At 61.4% G+C, this 16,590-nt stretch carries 18 protein-coding genes and 1 pseudogene; 10 read left to right on the forward strand and 9 right to left on the reverse strand.

Going from position 1 to position 16,590, the window contains the following annotated elements; translation table 11 throughout:
• Positions 1–233: 233 nt before the first annotated feature.
• The 3 genes and pseudogenes from NW826_RS06740 to NW826_RS06750 form a co-directional block, all read left to right on the forward strand.
• Positions 234–1,571, forward strand: coding sequence for a UDP-N-acetylmuramoyl-tripeptide--D-alanyl-D-alanine ligase (locus tag NW826_RS06740; protein WP_414348847.1), 1,338 nt, complete (start codon positions 234–236; stop codon positions 1,569–1,571).
• A gap of 104 nt (positions 1,572–1,675) precedes the next feature.
• Positions 1,676–1,897: a DUF3134 family protein gene (locus NW826_RS06745; protein ID WP_414337549.1), complete on the forward strand. Its 222-nt coding sequence runs from the start codon at positions 1,676–1,678 to the stop codon at positions 1,895–1,897.
• A gap of 160 nt (positions 1,898–2,057) precedes the next feature.
• Positions 2,058–2,429 (forward strand): annotated as a pseudogene (locus NW826_RS06750) (fasciclin domain-containing protein); the annotation flags it as partial.
• Positions 2,430–2,553: 124 nt separating this feature from the next.
• Here NW826_RS06750 and NW826_RS06755 read toward each other — a convergent pair.
• Complete coding sequence (locus tag NW826_RS06755; RefSeq protein WP_011433628.1) at positions 2,554–2,796, reverse strand: hypothetical protein; 243 nt, start codon at positions 2,794–2,796, stop codon at positions 2,554–2,556.
• A gap of 187 nt (positions 2,797–2,983) precedes the next feature.
• On the opposite strand from NW826_RS06755, the gene NW826_RS06760 reads away from it, so the two are divergent.
• Both NW826_RS06760 and menD read left to right on the forward strand, forming a co-directional pair.
• Complete coding sequence (locus NW826_RS06760; RefSeq protein ID WP_414367994.1) at positions 2,984–3,886, forward strand: cyanophycinase; 903 nt, start codon at positions 2,984–2,986, stop codon at positions 3,884–3,886.
• Entirely contained in the window at positions 3,883–5,685 is a 1,803-nt protein-coding gene (menD, locus tag NW826_RS06765; RefSeq protein ID WP_414509744.1) for a 2-succinyl-5-enolpyruvyl-6-hydroxy-3-cyclohexene-1-carboxylic-acid synthase, read from the forward strand. Before NW826_RS06760 ends, menD begins: the two co-directional genes overlap by 4 nt.
• On the opposite strand, the gene miaA is transcribed toward menD, so the two are convergent.
• A complete protein-coding gene (gene miaA / locus NW826_RS06770) occupies positions 5,609–6,625 on the reverse strand; it encodes a tRNA (adenosine(37)-N6)-dimethylallyltransferase MiaA (RefSeq protein WP_414509745.1) in 1,017 nt (338 codons plus the stop codon). The genes menD and miaA overlap by 77 nt on opposite strands.
• Positions 6,626–6,746: 121 nt before the next feature.
• On the opposite strand from miaA, the gene NW826_RS06775 reads away from it, so the two are divergent.
• Complete coding sequence (locus tag NW826_RS06775; RefSeq protein WP_414509746.1) at positions 6,747–7,601, forward strand: hypothetical protein; 855 nt, start codon at positions 6,747–6,749, stop codon at positions 7,599–7,601.
• Between the two features lie 150 nt (positions 7,602–7,751).
• Here NW826_RS06775 and rpe read toward each other — a convergent pair whose 3' ends face one another.
• A complete protein-coding gene (gene rpe / locus NW826_RS06780; protein WP_414509747.1) occupies positions 7,752–8,462 on the reverse strand; it encodes a ribulose-phosphate 3-epimerase in 711 nt (236 codons plus the stop codon).
• A 102-nt stretch (positions 8,463–8,564) separates the two neighbouring features.
• Complete coding sequence (locus tag NW826_RS06785) at positions 8,565–8,786, reverse strand: hypothetical protein (protein WP_414509748.1); 222 nt, start codon at positions 8,784–8,786, stop codon at positions 8,565–8,567.
• Positions 8,787–8,935: 149 nt separating this feature from the next.
• Here NW826_RS06785 and NW826_RS06790 point away from each other — a divergent pair, with 149 nt between their 5' ends.
• Positions 8,936–9,331: a VOC family protein gene (locus NW826_RS06790; protein ID WP_414348853.1), complete on the forward strand. Its 396-nt coding sequence runs from the start codon at positions 8,936–8,938 to the stop codon at positions 9,329–9,331.
• 5 nt (positions 9,332–9,336) lie between these two features.
• Complete coding sequence (locus NW826_RS06795; protein WP_414509749.1) at positions 9,337–10,920, forward strand: NAD(P)H-hydrate dehydratase; 1,584 nt, start codon at positions 9,337–9,339, stop codon at positions 10,918–10,920.
• Here the strand turns inward: NW826_RS06795 and NW826_RS06800 are convergent.
• From NW826_RS06800 to NW826_RS06820, 5 genes are all read right to left on the reverse strand, one after another.
• Positions 10,880–11,713: an undecaprenyl-diphosphate phosphatase gene (locus NW826_RS06800; RefSeq protein ID WP_414509778.1), complete on the reverse strand. Its 834-nt coding sequence runs from the start codon at positions 11,711–11,713 to the stop codon at positions 10,880–10,882. The two genes, NW826_RS06795 and NW826_RS06800, sit on opposite strands and share 41 nt — an antisense overlap.
• A gap of 192 nt (positions 11,714–11,905) precedes the next feature.
• Complete coding sequence (locus NW826_RS06805) at positions 11,906–12,526, reverse strand: DUF2808 domain-containing protein (RefSeq protein WP_414348942.1); 621 nt, start codon at positions 12,524–12,526, stop codon at positions 11,906–11,908.
• A gap of 180 nt (positions 12,527–12,706) precedes the next feature.
• Entirely contained in the window at positions 12,707–12,892 is a 186-nt protein-coding gene (gene psbZ, locus NW826_RS06810) for a photosystem II reaction center protein PsbZ (protein ID WP_414334060.1), read from the reverse strand.
• 184 nt (positions 12,893–13,076) lie between these two features.
• A complete protein-coding gene (locus NW826_RS06815; protein WP_414509750.1) occupies positions 13,077–13,757 on the reverse strand; it encodes a queuosine precursor transporter in 681 nt (226 codons plus the stop codon).
• A complete protein-coding gene (locus NW826_RS06820; RefSeq protein ID WP_414334058.1) occupies positions 13,757–14,413 on the reverse strand; it encodes a response regulator in 657 nt (218 codons plus the stop codon). The genes NW826_RS06815 and NW826_RS06820 overlap by 1 nt, the downstream gene beginning before the upstream one ends.
• 253 nt (positions 14,414–14,666) lie before the next feature.
• Between NW826_RS06820 and NW826_RS06825 the strand changes: the two genes are divergently transcribed.
• Both NW826_RS06825 and NW826_RS06830 read left to right on the forward strand, forming a co-directional pair.
• Positions 14,667–15,785 (forward strand): class I SAM-dependent methyltransferase, encoded by a 1,119-nt coding sequence (locus NW826_RS06825; protein ID WP_414334057.1) that lies wholly within the window; start codon positions 14,667–14,669, stop codon positions 15,783–15,785.
• A 293-nt stretch (positions 15,786–16,078) separates the two neighbouring features.
• Positions 16,079–16,525 carry a hypothetical protein gene (locus NW826_RS06830; protein WP_414334056.1) on the forward strand — a complete coding sequence of 149 codons (447 nt, stop codon included), beginning with the start codon at positions 16,079–16,081 and terminating at the stop codon, positions 16,523–16,525.
• The last annotated feature ends 65 nt before the right edge of the window (positions 16,526–16,590 follow it).

Below are 16,590 nucleotides of genomic sequence, written 5' to 3' on the forward strand. Positions count from 1 at the left end.
GGTGAGGGAGCGCTCCCGCTAGGAGAGGGGCCGGGGGTGAGGGAGCGCTCCCGCTAGGAGAGGGGCCGGGGGTGAGGGAGCGCTCCCGCTGGGAGAGGGGCCGGGGGTGAGGGAGCGCTCCCGCTGGGAGAGGGGCCGGGGGTGAGGGAGCGCTCCCGCTAGGAGAGGGGCTGGGGGTGAGGGAGCGCTTGGGAACTGTCTCAATGACTTGAAATGATTATGAAGAATGCCCGATGCTGACCTTACAAGCTGTAGCCGATCTGCTGCAAACCCCTCTCCGGGGAGATCCCCATCTGTTGGGGTTGCCGGTTCAGGCCCTCTGCACCGACAGCCGCCAGTTGCAGCCGGGATCCGTTTTTGTGGCGCTGCGGGGGGAACGCTTCGACGGACACGATTTTATTCCGCAAGCCCTGAGCAAGGGAGCCGTTGCCGTCATCAGCCAGCGTCCGACCTCAGGCCCTCATTTTCAGGTTTCAGACACGCTGAGGGCCTATCAGCGCCTTGCCAGGGGCTGGCGGGAGCAATTCTCCATCCCGGTGGTGGCCATCACCGGCTCAGCCGGCAAAACCACCACCAAGGAAATGCTGGCGGCTGCCCTATCCCGCTACGGCAGCGTTCTCAAAAGCGAGGCTAACCACAACAACGACATTGGCGTGGCGCAAACGCTGCTGCGGCTGCAGCCGGAACATCAGTTTGCGGTTCTGGAAATGGCCATGCGCGGCCCTGGGGAAATTCGCCGCCTGGCGCAGATGGCCCGGCCCACCCACGCCTTGATTACCCACATCGGCACCGCCCACATCGGCAGGCTGGGATCCCGCGCCGCCATTGCCGCCGCCAAGTGCGAGCTGCTACAGGAGCTGGGGCAGGGAGTGGCCCTGCTCAACGGAGAAGATCCCTTGCTGTTGTCCACCGCCGCCGGCCTGGGGTCGGGACCAACCCTCACCTATGGCCTGGAGCGAGGAGACCTGCGAGGAGAATGGGATCCCCAAGCCCAAACGGTAACCGTGGCGGGCCTGACCCTGCCGGTGCCCCTGCCCGGAAGACACCACGCCCTCAACTGGATGGGGGTGCTGGCGACTGTGCGCAGCTTGGGGCTGGATTGGGAGCCGCTCCGAGAACCCATCGCCTTGCCCACGCCTCTGGAGGGGCGCAATCGCCATCTCAAGCTGGCAGGAGATGTGGAAATCTGGGATGAAACCTACAATGCCTCGCCGGAAGCGATGATAGCGGCTCTGCACCTATTGGCTCAAACCCCAGGGAGACGACGCTGGGCCGTTCTCGGCCCCATGCGGGAACTGGGAGAGCATGCACCTCAGCTCTATGCAGAGGTGGGACGAGCGGCTGCCCCTTTGGGGTTGGATTGGGTTTTGCTCCTGGATCCGGAAGGAGAAATGCAGCCGCTGCTCGACCAAAAACCGGCAGCCCAGGCAGAACGCTGCGGGGATGCAGCGGCAGTGCTGCAAGTTTTGCTAGATCAGGTGCAAGCCGGGGATCGGTTGCTGTTCAAGGCGGCACGAGCCGTTGAGCTGGAGCAGGTGCTGCACCGCTTTTTGCAAGCCTGGCAGCGGTAGGCTAAGCTAAAAGACAGCTGATGGCAAGCCTGCATCTCTCTGTTGGGCTGGGATCAGCCCGGGCGGCTTTCTCTTTGTCGATAACTACCCCTTCTGCGTACGGCATGTACTTCAATCCCTCTCTACGCGAAGAACCCCGCAATCAACCGCCAACAGTGGTGCCCTCCCCTAGTAGCCTTTCCATTCTCGATTGGTTGCGCCAGCAAGGCCGGTTGATCGAGCAGCCTATTGAAGTCTCTGGGGCTGTTTTGGAAGAAGACATCGACGACATCGACGACTTGATCGGGGACGACTACAGCGAAGACTTCGAGGCAGAAGAAGAGTAGGCACGACGGCCGAGATCGTTACGAGATCACCAGCTCGTTGATCCCTTCGCCCGACACGTCGAGGGCGTCGGCTTTTGCGCTGCCAATGGATCGCTAACTTGAACAAACAAAACAATAAATGTAAGTAAACGTAACGGATCCCTCAGCTGAGGCCGGCTCTTTCACCACGTTGATCCAAGCCTTGGAGGCTGCCGACTTGGTGGAGGTACTGGCTGGGGAAGGCCCCTTCACCGTTTTTGCTCCCACCGACGAGGCCTTTGCAGCGCTGCCGGAAGGCACTTTGGAGAAGTTGCTCTTGCCGGAAAACCGTGAGCAATTGACCCAGATTCTCACCTACCATGTGGTGCCCGGCAAAGTTCTCTCCAACGATCTGAAAGCTGGGGAAGTGGTCACGGTCGAGGGATCCCCTGTGGAGATCTCTTTGGCTGATGGAGTCAAGGTCAACGATGCCAACGTGGTGACCGCGGATATCGAGGCCGTCAACGGCGTCATCCACGTCATCGACAAGGTGATCCTGCCCCCGCAGATCTAACCTGTCGGTAGGGAAGTTCTAGATCCTGCGGGGTCTAGTTCTCTGGCAGCCCCTGCCCCCGGTGGTGGGGGCTTTGTGTTGTAACTTAGGCCGACGACCCTCAAGGGATCCCTGACCTTGAGCTCTATAGGTCGATGCCGACGCTGGAAGCGTAGATCGCCTCCACCGACACGCCCGAGACCCGCTGCGGACGCACAATCATGTACTCATTGTCCATCTGCTTGGGCAAGGTGATGAACTCTTCGCCGCCCACCATCAGGTTGTTGATCAACTCTGTGTATTCTCTGGCCTCTTTGACCCGCACTTGCATGGTTTGTCCACCTTCCAGCATGATGTGGACAAGGTATCCGTCAGGTTTTCTGGCCATGGATGCTCCCGCTGGGTAACCGAAGGACGAAACGAGGGGTGTTCTTATGAACATTATTCCCCCTTTCGCGACCCCTAACCCACTCCTAGCTCCGCCGTGAAATCTGGAATGGCGCTGCGCCAAACCGAATCTCAAGCCGTAGCATAGTGAAAGTGAAATGTGTCCATTTTAATCTTTCTCGCGCTCCATGCCCCATTTGCCTGATGTCTCTGCTGCCCACCGTGAGCTGGGGTGGAACGGAGTTCCTTCCACCCCGACCCACGCTGCCCAACCCTACCCTACCGTGAGGGATCCCAGCATCGCCCGTTCCGACCTCATTGCCGTTGGGGGAGCAGAGGACAAGGAAAAGGAATGCCACATCCTTTGGGAGTTCTTCCGCCGAGCGGGGGGAAGGTCGGCCCACATCACCATCGTGCCTGCGGCTTCTGGGATCCCGGCGGTGCTGGGGGAGGTCTACGCCAATATTTTTCAGCAGATGGGGGCGGCCAGCCTGCAGGTGCTGGATATCCGCAACCCGATGGAGGCGAGGGATCCCGATAACGTCGAGAAAATCCGCTCCTCCACCGGCATCTACTTCACGGGTGGGGATCAGGAGCGGCTGGCGGAGGTGCTGGCCCACAGCGAGTTGATGGAGGCCATTCGGCAGCAGTGGCAGCGAGGACAGACGGTGATTGCCGGAACCAGCGCCGGAGCTTCTGCCTTGGGACAGCAGATGATCTCCCGCGGCTACAGCGGGGAACCTCCCACGCCGGCAATTGTAACGGTGAAGACGGGCCTGGGCCTTTTGCCTCGCGTCATCATCGATCAGCACTTCCATCAGCGCAATCGCCTGGTGCGGTTGGTTACAGCGGTGGCCCACTACCCCCAGTGTCTGGGCATCGGCATCGATGAGAATACGGCGGTGGTGATCCAGGCCAACAATGTGATGGAGGTAATCGGCTTGGGCACGGTGACGATTGTGGACGGGACGCAACTGTACTCGACCGTTCAGGAGGCGGCAGCGGACGAGTATTTTCGGCTGCACAATGCCCGCCTTCACTTTTTGCCGCCGGGATCCCGATTTGATCTCAACACGTTGACTCCGCTGTGACCGGTGAAAACTTTGTCTCGCCAAGGCGGCTGGATTGGCGCAACCTCAACGCCCTCTGGGGATCCCTGTTGGCCGAGACCCTGAGCCGGCTGGGCTGTCGCCTGGCGGTGGTGTGCCCGGGATCCCGCTCTGCCCCCCTCACCTATGCCCTGGCGCAGCATCCGGAGATCGAGGCCATTCCGGTGCTGGATGAGCGGTCGGCGGCCTTTTTTGCCCTCGGCTTGGCCCAGCGAACTCGGCAGCCCATCCCTCTGGTGTGTACTTCCGGCAGCGCCGGCGCCCATTTTTTCCCGGCTCTCCTTGAGGCAGCCGAAAGTGGGTTTTCCCTGTTGATCCTGACGGCGGATCGGCCCCCAGAGCTGCGCCACTGCCGCGCCGGGCAGACTATCGACCAGGTGAAGCTCTACGGTCACTACCCCAACTGGCAAGCGGAATTGGCCCTGCCCAGCGCGGAGCCAGAAGCCCTGGCCTATCTCCGCCAAGCCCTGGTTCACGCCTGGGAGCGCACGCTTTACCCCTTTCCCGGCCCTGTGCATTTGAATGTGCCCTTGCGAGATCCCCTAGCTCCCGTTGCCGATGGCAGCACTGCGCCCCTGGTTCATTTGCAGGAAGATCCGGAGTTTGAGAAGACCTTTTTCCGCGGGGTTATCCCCCCATCTGGCCTGGCTGCCGGTTCTGCGTTCGCGTCAACAGCTTCCTTTTGGCAGGAGTGGCGCGGCTGTGAGCGGGGGGTGATCTTGGCGGGGCCGGCCCAACCGGCGGATCCCCAGCGTTATGCAGAAGCGGTGGCCCGCTTGGCGCTGGCCCTGGGCTGGCCGGTGTTGGCGGAGGGACTCTCCCCTCTGCGCAACTACGCTTCCCTCAACCCCTATCTCATCACCACCTATGACCTCCTCCTGCAGCAGGATGGCCCCCAGCTCTGGCCGGAACAAGTCATCCAACTGGGATCCCTGCCCACCAGCAAAGCGCTGCGGCAAACCCTGGCCAAAGCTCGCCCCCGCACCTGGCTGCTCGATCCCCGGCCCGAGAACGGGGATCCTCTGCACAACCCCACCACCCATTTGCCCTTTGCTGTGGAAGAGCTGGCCGCCGGGATCCCGGAAGCAACATTCAAAACTCCAGCCCCCCGAACAGCTTTTCTGCAGGGCTGGCTGACAGCCGAAGCGCAAATCCGCGCCACCCTAGACCAGACCATGGCTGACCTGCCGGAGTGGTTTGAGGGCAAGATCGCCTGGTGGCTGGCCCACCACCTGCCGCCGGAGACGCCCCTGGTGATTGCCAACAGCACGCCGGTGCGGGATGTGGAGTGGTTTTGGCCGCCCAACGACCGCCGCATCCGGCCCTACTTCAACCGCGGCACCAACGGCATTGACGGCATTCTCTCGACCGCCTTCGGGGTGGCCCACCGCCAGCGCCCGACGGTGTTGCTGACCGGGGATCTGGCCTTTTTGCACGACTGCGGCGGCCTGCGGCTTAGCCCTTACCTGCAGGGATCCCTGACCATCCTCCTCATCAACAACCGGGGGGGTGGGATTTTCGAGCTGCTGCCCATTGCTGAGGCGGGCCCACCCTTTGAGCCCTACTTCGCCACTCCCCAGGCGGTGGATTTTGCCCTCCTCTGCCAGGCTCACGGCATTCCCCACCGGCGGCTAGAGACTTGGGAAGAGCTGGCCCAAGCCTTGGATCCCTTGCCCGCCCAAGGGGTGCGAGTGTTGGAGATCCTCACCGATCGGAAAGCCGATGCTCAGCGGCGGCGGGAGTGGTTTCAGCAGTGGTCTGAGCTGCCATCCAGGCTTTAACCCGCTCCCAGATCTGCTCGGGCAGATCCTCGGCCTCGCAGTCCAGCCACTGGATCCCTGGCATGGCCCGAAACCAGGTCATCTGCCGCTTGGCAAACTGGCGGGTGCGCCGCACAATCAAAGGCTGCAGCTCCGCCTCTGGGATCCGCCCTTCTAGGTAAGCGCCGATCTCCGCATAGCCCAAAGTTTGCAAGAGGGGCAAGTCCGGCCCATAGCGCTCCCGCAGAGTTTTTACCTCTTCGATCCACCCCCTCTCCATCATCTCCGCCGTGCGCCGGGCAATACGTTGTTCCAGACGGGGCATCGAGCAGCGCAGCCCCAAGATCAAGATGGGGTAGTGGGGAGGATGGGCCTGCCGTAGGCAAGAGGCCGGTTTCCCGGTGGTGTAAATAATTTCCAAGGCCCGCAGGGTGCGCACTTCATCATGAGAGTGGATCTGCCGAGCGGCCACGGGATCCAACTGCTGCAGCCAGGCGTAGCGGATCTCGGGCGGCCACGTTTCCAGTTGGGCGCGCAACTGGGGCTGAGGGGGAACTGCCGGGATCCCCAGCCCTGCAGTAATGGATTGGATGTAGAGCCCCGTCCCCCCCACCAGAATGGGAGTCTGTCCCTGCCGATGGGCCTCGGCAATGCGGGCTTGGGCCGCTCGTTGGAACTCGGCCACGGTGTAGGTGTGGCGGGGATCCACAAAGTCAATCAACTCATGGGGCCAAAGGGCCCGCTCGGCGGGAGTGGGCTTGGCGGTGCCGATGTCGAACTCCCGGTACACCTGGCGAGAGTCGGCGTTTAACAGCGGAGATCCCAGCCGTTGGGCCAGCAGCAGCGCCTGGCGCGACTTGCCGGTGGCGGTGGGGCCAGCAATGACGACGAGCCCCGGCCCTGCGGTCGAGGAGGGAGGTTCTCGGCAGTCGCGCCCATTTGGAGACCGGTTTTGATCCATCCGCTGTCGGCAAGAAAGTTCACCCAGGGCAGCAGATTAAAATTTTCAAAGAACCCTAGCGCTGTGGATAAAATAGGACATCCATAGCCTCTATTGTCTTCCCGGCTCTTCGAATTTCCCCGTGATCTCATCTTACGTCTCTGCTTCCGTTGCCGTGTTGGGCGGGGCGCAGCCTCGATTTGAGCTGCCCCCTGTCAAACTCCTTCTCTTGTTGCTGCGGGCCTCGGCACGGCGAGGGCTGGCCGGCCTTGGCAGAGCCCTCGGAGCCGGTATCCTGGCGGCGCTGCTGGCGTGGGAACCGCGCCCTGCCTTGGCGGAAGTTTTGGTGCTCAAGCAAGGAGAAGTGCGCACTCTGCCCCTATTGCAAACGCGGGCCCGACTGCCCCTACAAATGGAAATGCTCTATTTGGGCATGGTGGAGGAGCGCTTCTTGAGCTACGCCCGCGCCAACAATTGGGAGACCATTGCTAGCGACCGCGAGGATCCCCGCTGGAGCCGCTGGCAACTGCGCCCAGGCGGTGAGGCCCTCTACCTGCCGGATGCCCCTTCATCGCGGGATCCCTCAGAGCCCCCCCTCTACGCCCGCGGGTTTTATGTGCAAGCCTATTTTGTCGGCGGACGCTTGGCGGGGATGCACCTGATTCATAACCCGGAAGAGCCGGGCTTCAATTTGAGGCAACTGCAAAGGCTTGTTCGCGCTTGGTTCCCCGATAACCGCTTGATGTTGCACTACCAGGTGCTGCCGGAGGATCCCGACCGGCAGGTGCTGGGCGCCTACTGGGGCACCATCCCTTCTCCTTACCTTGCTGACATTCAGCGCAACAGCCGCCTGCCGTTCTGCCAAGTTTTTTTCAGCCCTACCTCGCCTCAGCCAATCGTTCCCACCTCTGCCCCTCCGCATTGCCTCAGCCAGACTGCCGTAGAGGATGGTGCAGCCCCTGCGGCTGCCCAGAAGAAGACCGCCGCTCTGCGCTAGAATTTCGAGCCCGTTCTTCCACCAGAAGGGATCCCTGTGGCCATTCCCAACGGGCCAAGGGTGAGGGGCGCTAGGTTTTCCCCCCTATCTTTTGCGCCTTGGCCTGAGAGAAGCACAAGAGCAGGGTTTGCCCGAATCGATAAGCTCAAATCAAACCGTTACCAGCTCGGGACGGCGGCTGTGGCGAATGGCGCGAATAGCCTCTGCATAGTCTTTGGCCTTGAACACTGCCGAGCCGGCCACAATGGCGTTGGCCCCTGCCTCGATCACCTGCCAGGCGTTGCTGGCCTTGAGGCCGCCATCTACTTCAATCCAGGGATCCAGGCCGCGCTCGTCGCACAGGGCCCGCAGTTGGCGAATTTTGGGCACCACCGCCGGAATGAAGCTCTGGCCGCCAAAGCCGGGGTTGACGCTCATGATCAAGACCAGATCCACCAAATCCAGCACGTACTGGATCAGCTCCAGGGGGCTAGCGGGGTTGAGCACCACACCTGCCTGTTTGCCCAGATCCTTGATTTGGCTGAGGGTGCGGTGCAGGTGAATGGTAGAGCTGGACTCGGCATGAACGGAGATGATGTCGGCCCCCGCCTTGGCAAAGTCGACCACATACTTTTCTGGCTCCACAATCATCAGGTGGACGTCCAGAGGCTTGGCCGTAACCGGGCGCAGCGCTTCCACCACCAGCGGGCCGATGGTAATATTGGGCACAAAGCGGCCATCCATGACGTCCACGTGGATCCAGTCGGCCCCCGCCTCGTCCACCGCCCGCACTTCTTCCCCCAAGCGGCTAAAATCCGCCGAAAGAATCGAAGGGGCGACAACAATCGGCTTTTGCCCAGAGGCTGCTGACGGCTGAGTCATGGTGAGTATCCGAACTGTGAACCGCAAGAAAGGGGAGACTGCTCCTCTATGGTACGGGGTTTGATCCCCTTTGCAAACTGCCTCTTGGCTCCGAGGCTAGGGTTACAGGGGACTGGCCTCGACCCAATGCCGGAAAACTTGGGCCAGATGACCCCAGGGATGCGGCGGCTGAGCGTTGCTCTGGGACTCTGGAGCAGCCTGCTCTGAGGGAGCCGGGTTTACCTCTTCTTCCAGCCGCAGGGCAAGCTGCTGCAATTGCATGTAGATGCTGTTGACGGCCAGCATGGCCAAGACGGTGCCGAAAAACTTGGTGCGGGATCCCATAGACCAACCCCTAGGCAAGAAGCAAGATAGAGGATATTCTCGTCGCCGCTGCCCTAGTTCCACCTTAGCGCACAGGCGGAACAGGTCTTTTGGAGAAAATCCTTACACTTTCTCTCGACAGCTTCAGGAACTTGCGCCCAAGCAACGTCATGAGCACCTATCAGCACCTGCACACCGCCCTTTGGGTTAGCGATCTGGCCAGGGCTGAGCATTTCTACGGAACCGTGCTCGGGATCCCCAAGGCAGAACGGTTTCCCTTTAACTTTCCCGGCGCTTGGTACCAGGTGGGGTCTTCGCAGATTCATTTGATTGTCACTGAGGAGCCACTTGACCAAGGGCAGCAAGCCAGTCGTGGCAGCAAGGCGAAGTGGGGGCGCCATCCCCACGTGGCGCTGGGAGTGGAAGATCTGGAGGCGGTGAAGGCCCGCTTGCTGCAGGCAGGCTACGAGGTGCAGCCCAGCGCTTCCGGGCGGGCGGCTGTGTTTGTTCGGGATCCCGACGGGAATGTGATCGAGCTGAGCTCCATAAGCCCCCCTCAGCCATGACCGCCATGCCAGAGCCCTCTTTGCCCCAGCAGCGCAGCGTCCTCAACTCCCTTGACCCGGCCACCGCCCTGGTCAGCTCGGCGCAGATGCGGCGCCTCGAGGAGGAGATCTTCGCTGCCGGCATGCCCGTGGCCGCCCTCATGGAGAAGGTGGGGCTGGCCGTTTTTGCCCGGTTGCGGCAGGATTTTCCCCAGGCGCAGCGCATCGGCATCCTCTGCGGCACGGGGCACAATGGCGGCGACGGCTTGGTGGTTGGGCGAGAGCTGCGGCTAGCCCAAAAGGGGGTAAAGGTTTGGCTGGGGAAGCCGGATCTCAAACCCCTAACCGCCAACCACGCCCGCTACCTCAGGGCTCTAGGGGCGGAGTTTGTGGAGCGGGTGGAGGCGTTGGCCGACTGCGATCTGCTCATTGACGCCTTCTTTGGTATTGGCCTAAACCGGCCCCTGGGGGATCCCTGGGCGGGGGCGGTGGAGTGGGCCAACGGCAGCAGCATTCCCATCCTCAGCCTGGACTTGCCTTCTGGCCTCAACGACCAGACAGGTGAGATCTGGGGCTGCTGCATCCGCGCCAGCCACACCTATGCCCTCGGCCTCTGGAAACGGGGCCTGTGGCAGGAGGCGGCTCTGCCCTGGGTGGGACGGCTGCATCGCCTTGATTTTGGCATCCCCCCTTGGGTCTGCCCGGCAGAGGCGGCTCCCCAGTTGTTGCTGAACCCTTGGCCCCATTTTCCCCCTGACCCACCTTTGGATACCCACAAATATCGCCAGGGATCCCTGCTAGTGGTCGCAGGGTCGGCGGCCTATGCCGGGGCGGCGGTGTTGGCCGGGCTGGGATCCCGCGCCAGTGGCGTGGGCATGGTAACCCTGGCGGTGCCGGCGGAATTGAAGGGGCTCATCCACAGCACTTTGCCGGAAGCCTTGGTTCACCCCTGGGAAGGGATCCCGGCTCTGCCGCCGCTGGGCGAAAAACCTTTCCAGGCGGTGGCAGTGGGGCCCGGCCTAGGAGAAACCCGCCGGCGACTGCTGGAGAGCTTGCTGCAGGATTGGGCCGGGATCCCTTGGGTTATCGACGCCGATGGCCTCAATGCCCTGGCGGAGATGGGGGTGGAGCGCTTGCAAGAAAACGGGATCCAAGCCATCCTCACCCCCCACCTGGGGGAGTTTCGCCGGCTTTTTCCAGGGATCCCGCTTGCGGATCGCATGGAGGCAGCCCAGAGAGCAGCAGCCCAGAGTGGAGCGGTGGTGGTTTTAAAGGGAGCACGGACGGTCATCGCCTCTCCTACGGGGGAATGCTGGGTCAACCCGGAGAGTACACCGGCTTTGGCCCGCGGTGGCAGCGGCGATGTCCTAACTGGCTTAATCGGCGGCCTGGTGGCGCGCAGAAGGGCCCAACTGGGTCAGTCGATGGGGATCGCGGAGCTGCTCAGTTGTGCCTGTGCTGGAGTGTGGTGGCACGCCCAAGCCGCTATCCAGCTGGCGGGGGAGCGGGGTCTAACAGGGGTGGATCCGGCCCACCTAGGGGAGTACCTGCCCAAGGCGCTAAGTCGGCTTAAGGTTGCAAGAACCCCAGGGCCAGTCCCAAGAAAATGAACAGGCCAAACCCAATCCGGTAGGCGATAAACAGCCAGGTGCTGCTGCGCTGCAAAAATCGAATGAGCCAATCGATGGACCCGTAGGAGAAAACAAAGGCCGAGAGCGTCCCCAACCCCTGCGACAGCAGCGCCTCTGCCTTAAACTCGGAGATGAACTCCGCCACCCCCGCCAAAAAGAGGGCCGGGATCCCTAGCAAAAAGGAGTAGCGGGCGGCAGCCGAGCGCTGCAAATCCAGCAACAGAGCCGCCGTCAGCGTCACACCGGAGCGGGATACCCCTGGAATCAACGCCAAAGCCTGGGCCAGCCCCACCCAGAGCCCATCCCCAATGCCCAGGCTGTGCAGATCTCGCTGGCGTTTCCCCACCCGTTCCGCCCAGCCCAAAGCCAGCGCCAAGCCAATGGCGGCAGCAGCAATTACCCCCAACTGGCGGGGTGGGGATCCCCAGATGGCCTTGACGGCCCATCCGGCAACCACAATCGGCAACGTCCCCACCAGGATCCCTATGAGCAGCCGCCAAGACTCCTGCTGGAAATCTCGCTCCTGCCAAGCCTTCCAGGAGCCAAGGAGCACCTGGCGCAGATCAGAGGCAAAGTAGATCAACACCGCCCCCAAGCTGCCCAACTGGATTACCGCCGCAAAGGAAGCGCCTGCATCTGGCCAGCCCAGCAAAGCCGGAACCACCCGCAGGTGCGCCGTGCTGCTGATGGGCAGAAATTCAGTGATCCCCTGCACCATGCCCAAGAGCAGGGCCTGCCACCAGTTGGGATACCAGGTGTCGGCTAGCACCAAAGACAACCTCTCCCTGTATGCCAGGCTACCGTCTGGAGGGGAGATCCCCTCTCCCTGAGGCCCAAGCGCTCCGCGCCGCTCACGCGACCACCCCCAGCCCCTCTCCCAGAGGCCCTCACCCCCGGCCCCTCTCCCTCAGGGAGAGGGGAGATGGGGATCCCTTGGGGTTGTTGAAGCCAGAGGCAGCGGCCATCAGAAGGTGAGCCGCTCCGGATCGTCGATGGTGATGAGCCAGTTGCCCACCTTGCGGAAGAGCGGGTTGGGCTCTGTTCCCCGTACCCGCGCCTCTACCCGGTAGATGCCGGCAGCGGAAGGGTTGCGCACATTGGAGAGCACCAAGCGGATCTCCTGGCCGGCGGCAATGGGTTGACGGGCCACCACCTCCAAAGAGCGAAACTCCTCGTTCCAGTACACTTCCGCCAGCTCCACCGACTTGCCCTCCACTTCTAGTCGCACATTCTGGGGATCGATGACGGCATCAAAGTTCCTATCCGCGCTAATCTGCACCTCCGCCACCGCCACATCCTGCGGTGGGATCTTCAGGCGATAGCGATCCAGCCGACCGCGAATGCCGCGAAAATCCAGCCGATAGCTGAGGACAGGCACCCCCTCGCTGCCGGTGATGACAAAGCCCGACTGTGCCTTTGCCAAAGGGGATAGCGCCCCTACCAACAAGCCTGCCAAAATCAGCCTCGTCCCCAGCCGGGCCAAGCGGAGGCCCCACGAACGCTTCACTGCTCTCAACACCCAAACCTCCCAAAAGACTTCGGCACAGGCGCACCTTGCCGCCGGCCGAGCGAGCAGCAAGGCCATGAGATTGAATTGCTATCCATTGTAAGGGGCGGGATCCCTTCCACCGGGAGCGCCCAGGGCCCACTCGGGTGCGGAGGTGCGCAGTTTTTCCCCACCACCAGAACCTCACAGTCGCAACCCTGATGCTCTGGAACGTCCAGGAGCCTGGGGGATGGGCGTCGAAGGATCCTGCTGGGAGGATCACTTAAAGAAACTGAGTACCCCCACCCCGATCACCATCAGCACCCAAAGCAGGGATCCCACCAAAATCACATTCTTGGCCCGGCTCCAGTCGCTGGCCGAGCTGTAGAGCACCGGCACCGCCACCACCAGCAGCAAGCTGTACAGCACCAACACCAACAAAGCAATTTGGAAAATGAGCATCATGGTCTGGATCCCTCACAAAAGTCTTGTCTTGGATAAAAGCTCCCGACAACACCGGGCTACCCAACCTGATCCGGCTCGCTGCGCACCGGCGGCAGGGTAGATAAGATAGATAACGCTCTGACTATACCAAAACTGGGATCCCTCTCAAGGCCAGATCCGTCGGGGCAGCCGCTGGATGGATGAACTATCTAGATACAGACTGCATTCGGAAAGGGTTGAAGTCGGTTGCCACGTCAAAGTAGTCTTCCTGTTCTTGCTGCTTCAGCCAGCCGGTGATGGCGTAGGTCAGAGGCGTACAGACTGCCTCAACGGCACACTTGAACACGTAGTTGGAGACGATGAGGCTCACGAGACCGGGAAACACCCCCCAGAAAGCGATGAGAATAAACAGGCCCGTGTCCACCGCTTGGCCCACCAGGGTGGAGCCGATGGTGCGCGTCCACAGCCAGCGTCCCCGCGTCCACACCTTCAGGCGCGCCAGCACGTAGGCATTGGCGAAGCTGCCGCTCCAGTAGGCAATCAGGCTGGCCAGCACAATACGGGGGGTGAGGCCGAGGATCTGGTTGTAGGCTTCCTGATAGGGCCAGTCGGGGGCTGCCGGCAGGGATCCCACGATCATGAAGGTCGCCGACATCAGGGCCGCCGAGAAAAACCCCAGCCAGATCACCCGCCGCGAGCGGGCATAGCCGTAGACCTCCGTGAGAATGTCGCCGAAAATGTAGCTGAGGGGAAAGAGGATGGTGCCGCCATCGAAGGTAAACGGCCCCAAAAGCATGATCTTAGTGGAGGCGATGTTGGAAATCAGCAGCACGGCCACGAACAGGGCCGTCACCGCATCCAGGTGCCGATAGGCGCGCTCAGACATCAGGATCCCCCCAACAGTTTACGAATATGGCGCAGCTCCCTGACGATCAAGGCCAGGCCCTGGCTGTGCCGTTCCACCTCGCTGGTGAGCTTACGGATCTGCTCTTCCAGGTTAGCGCTATAAGATTCCTGACGCTCCAGGCGCTGGTTGAGGCTGGCAAGCCGCGTCACCACTTCCCGCTGGATGAGGTTTTCCGTACCTTGGATGAGCAGCGTCTCGATGGCGGTGAGCTTGTTCAAGAGCAATTGAGTGTTGGTTTCCGATCCGGGCTCCAGCGCAGCCGCCGGGGTCACTTGCAGGGCCTTTTGAATGCGAGCCAGAAGGGCTTCCGCCTCAAACGGCTTTTCAATGAAGTCAAAATCGACAAAAGGCTCAGGGATGCGGGCTGTTACCTGCTCTTTCATCCCCGACATGATGATGACGGGGGTATTCTTCAGGCTCTCTTCCTGCCGGATGGCCTGCAATGTGTCATAGCCGTCCATCTTGGGCATGACAAAATCCAGCAAGATCAGGTCGGGGTGATGTTTTTTGGCAGCCTCCAAGCCCGCTAGGCCATCTTTGGCCTCCAGCACCTGAAACTGGTCAGCCAAGATGCTGGCCACCATCTTGCGGATCATGATGCTATCGTCAATGACCAACACCGTCTTGGCTGTCATGCTCGGGGCACTCCCTTTTCTGTTCCCATCTGCTCGACCTGCTCAGCCCCTTCCTCCAGTGCATGGGGCATCGGGGACGTCCTTCCGGGGACACCAATAGAGTACTCTCCCTCTTAGGGAAGTGGGGTGTGATTGGCGATCTACAGCTCCAACTTCGCCGACTCTCCCAAGGCCCAGAACTTGCCGGTTTCCCATCGCTGCCTTGCTATAATCTAACGTAAACAAACATTAAGCATTCGCACCTTGCAGGGTTATGAGCCTACAGTTGAGCTCCGAGCTGTCGCTGCCGATCCCGTCTCCAGTCGGAGAAGCTGCCTACCGCACTTTTCAGTGGGGTAAAAATCTCTTTGGCTTTGCCCATAAGGCTCTCTCCACCCAGGCTTCGGAGCTGATGCTCTCGGTACTTAGGGATCTGCAGAGCTTCTCCTCCGGGAAAACCCTGCCGCCGCGGGAGCGAGTGAAGCTCAGCGCAGCTACTTTGCAAGAGTTGCGGGCTCGTTACGAACGGCTGCTCCAGGTCGATTGGCAAGATGCCGAGGCAGGTTATTACCCTCACGCGCTTCTTTTCGACAACCCCTGGCTGGACTTTGCCCGCTACTACCCGCAGGTATGGCTGGATCTGCCGCAGATCACTCAGCGGGTACACAGCAAGCGCTACCAAGAGTTTTCTCAGGACATCTCCACAGAAGGCTATCCAAAATACTACCTGCAAAATTTTCATTACCAAACCAACGGCTACCTGAGCGACAGCTCGGCTGAGCTCTACGACCTGCAGGTGGAACTGCTGTTTGGTGGCACGGCAGATGCGATGCGGCGGCGGGTGATCCGCCTGCTCAAAGATGCTCTCGATCCCGCCCTGTCGGCTCCCCACATTCTCGATGTAGCTTGTGGCACCGGGCGCACGCTGCGCCTGCTGCGGGGATCCCTGCCCAAAGCCGCGCTGTATGGTTTGGATCTTTCCCCTGCCTACCTGCGCAAGGCCAACCGGCTGTTGCAAGAGCTGCCGGGGGAGCTGCCGCAGCTCATCCGCGCCAACGCCGAGGCCATGCCCTACGCCGACGCCACCTTTGATGCGGTTGTCAGCGTGTTTCTCTTCCACGAGCTGCCCGGCCCAGCCCGCCAAAATGTCATCAACGAGATGAGCCGCGTGGTGAAGCCGGGGGGCGTGATCGTCATTTGCGACTCGGTGCAACTGCTGGACTCGCCGGAGCTGGAGGAGACGATGGAAGCTTTTGCGCAAACCTTCCACGAACCCTACTACCGGGACTACATCCGCGACGATCTGGGGGCGCGCCTGCAGCAGGCGGGCTGTGAAGTGTTGCGCCGAGAAACCCACTACGTCAGCGCCTACACCTTGGCCCGCAAAAGTTGAGCACCCTTCTAGGGGAATCCGCCGCCTGTAGCTAGCTTGGGTTTTTAAGGCGGTTGACCACCCGTGCCCCTCCAGGGAGGGACGGCACAAGGTCATCCCAGCAGGCAAGATATCAGCTTCTAATCCCCGCCTTGCAAGGTGGGGCCCTACGGCGCTAGCTGGTAAATCGGCGGTCACTTGTCCAGAGGGTGTATAGTAGTTTTAGACACGAAACCTTGGATAAGAAGACGGGTTGTTAACTGGATAACCCTTGGGCGCAAGTCCGTCTAAACTCTTTTCTTCCGCTTAGGCTCATGTCCCACCCCCATGGATCCCTCCGCGCCGGCATCACTGCTCTCAAGCAGGAGCGCTACCTGGAGGCGATCAATCTTCTCGAGTCGTTCTGCTACTGCTGCTCAATCCAAGAGAAGCAAGAGCGCAATGGCTCTAGGGCAAATCCGGAAGACTGCGCTTTGGCTCGTGTGGCTCTGGTCATGGCCTATCAGGGTAGTGGTGACCTGGAGCGCTCAATCGCCCTTTGCCAAGAGCTGTTGGAGCAGAAGGAAACAGTTGAGTCCACTACCTGGGCTCGGGAATGGGCAGCCCAGGCTCTGCCCACCCTCAAACAGGCTTCCGAACACGCCATGCCGCCTGAAGAAGTGATGGCGCGGCTGCCCGTCCTGCGGCAGTTGGAAGACTGTCGGCTCCTCTGTAGCTCCCGCGATCCGGCCCCGCATCTGCTTAAATCTGCCCATTTCTAAGGGAGAGGGCCTGCAGGGAAGGGTCCCTCTTAGCCGTGGATGTCCGGCCCTAGCCTCTATCGTTA

The sequence above is a fragment of the Synechococcus sp. OH20 genome (genome assembly GCF_047502685.1).
Lineage (GTDB): Bacteria > Cyanobacteriota > Cyanobacteriia > Thermostichales > Thermostichaceae > Thermostichus.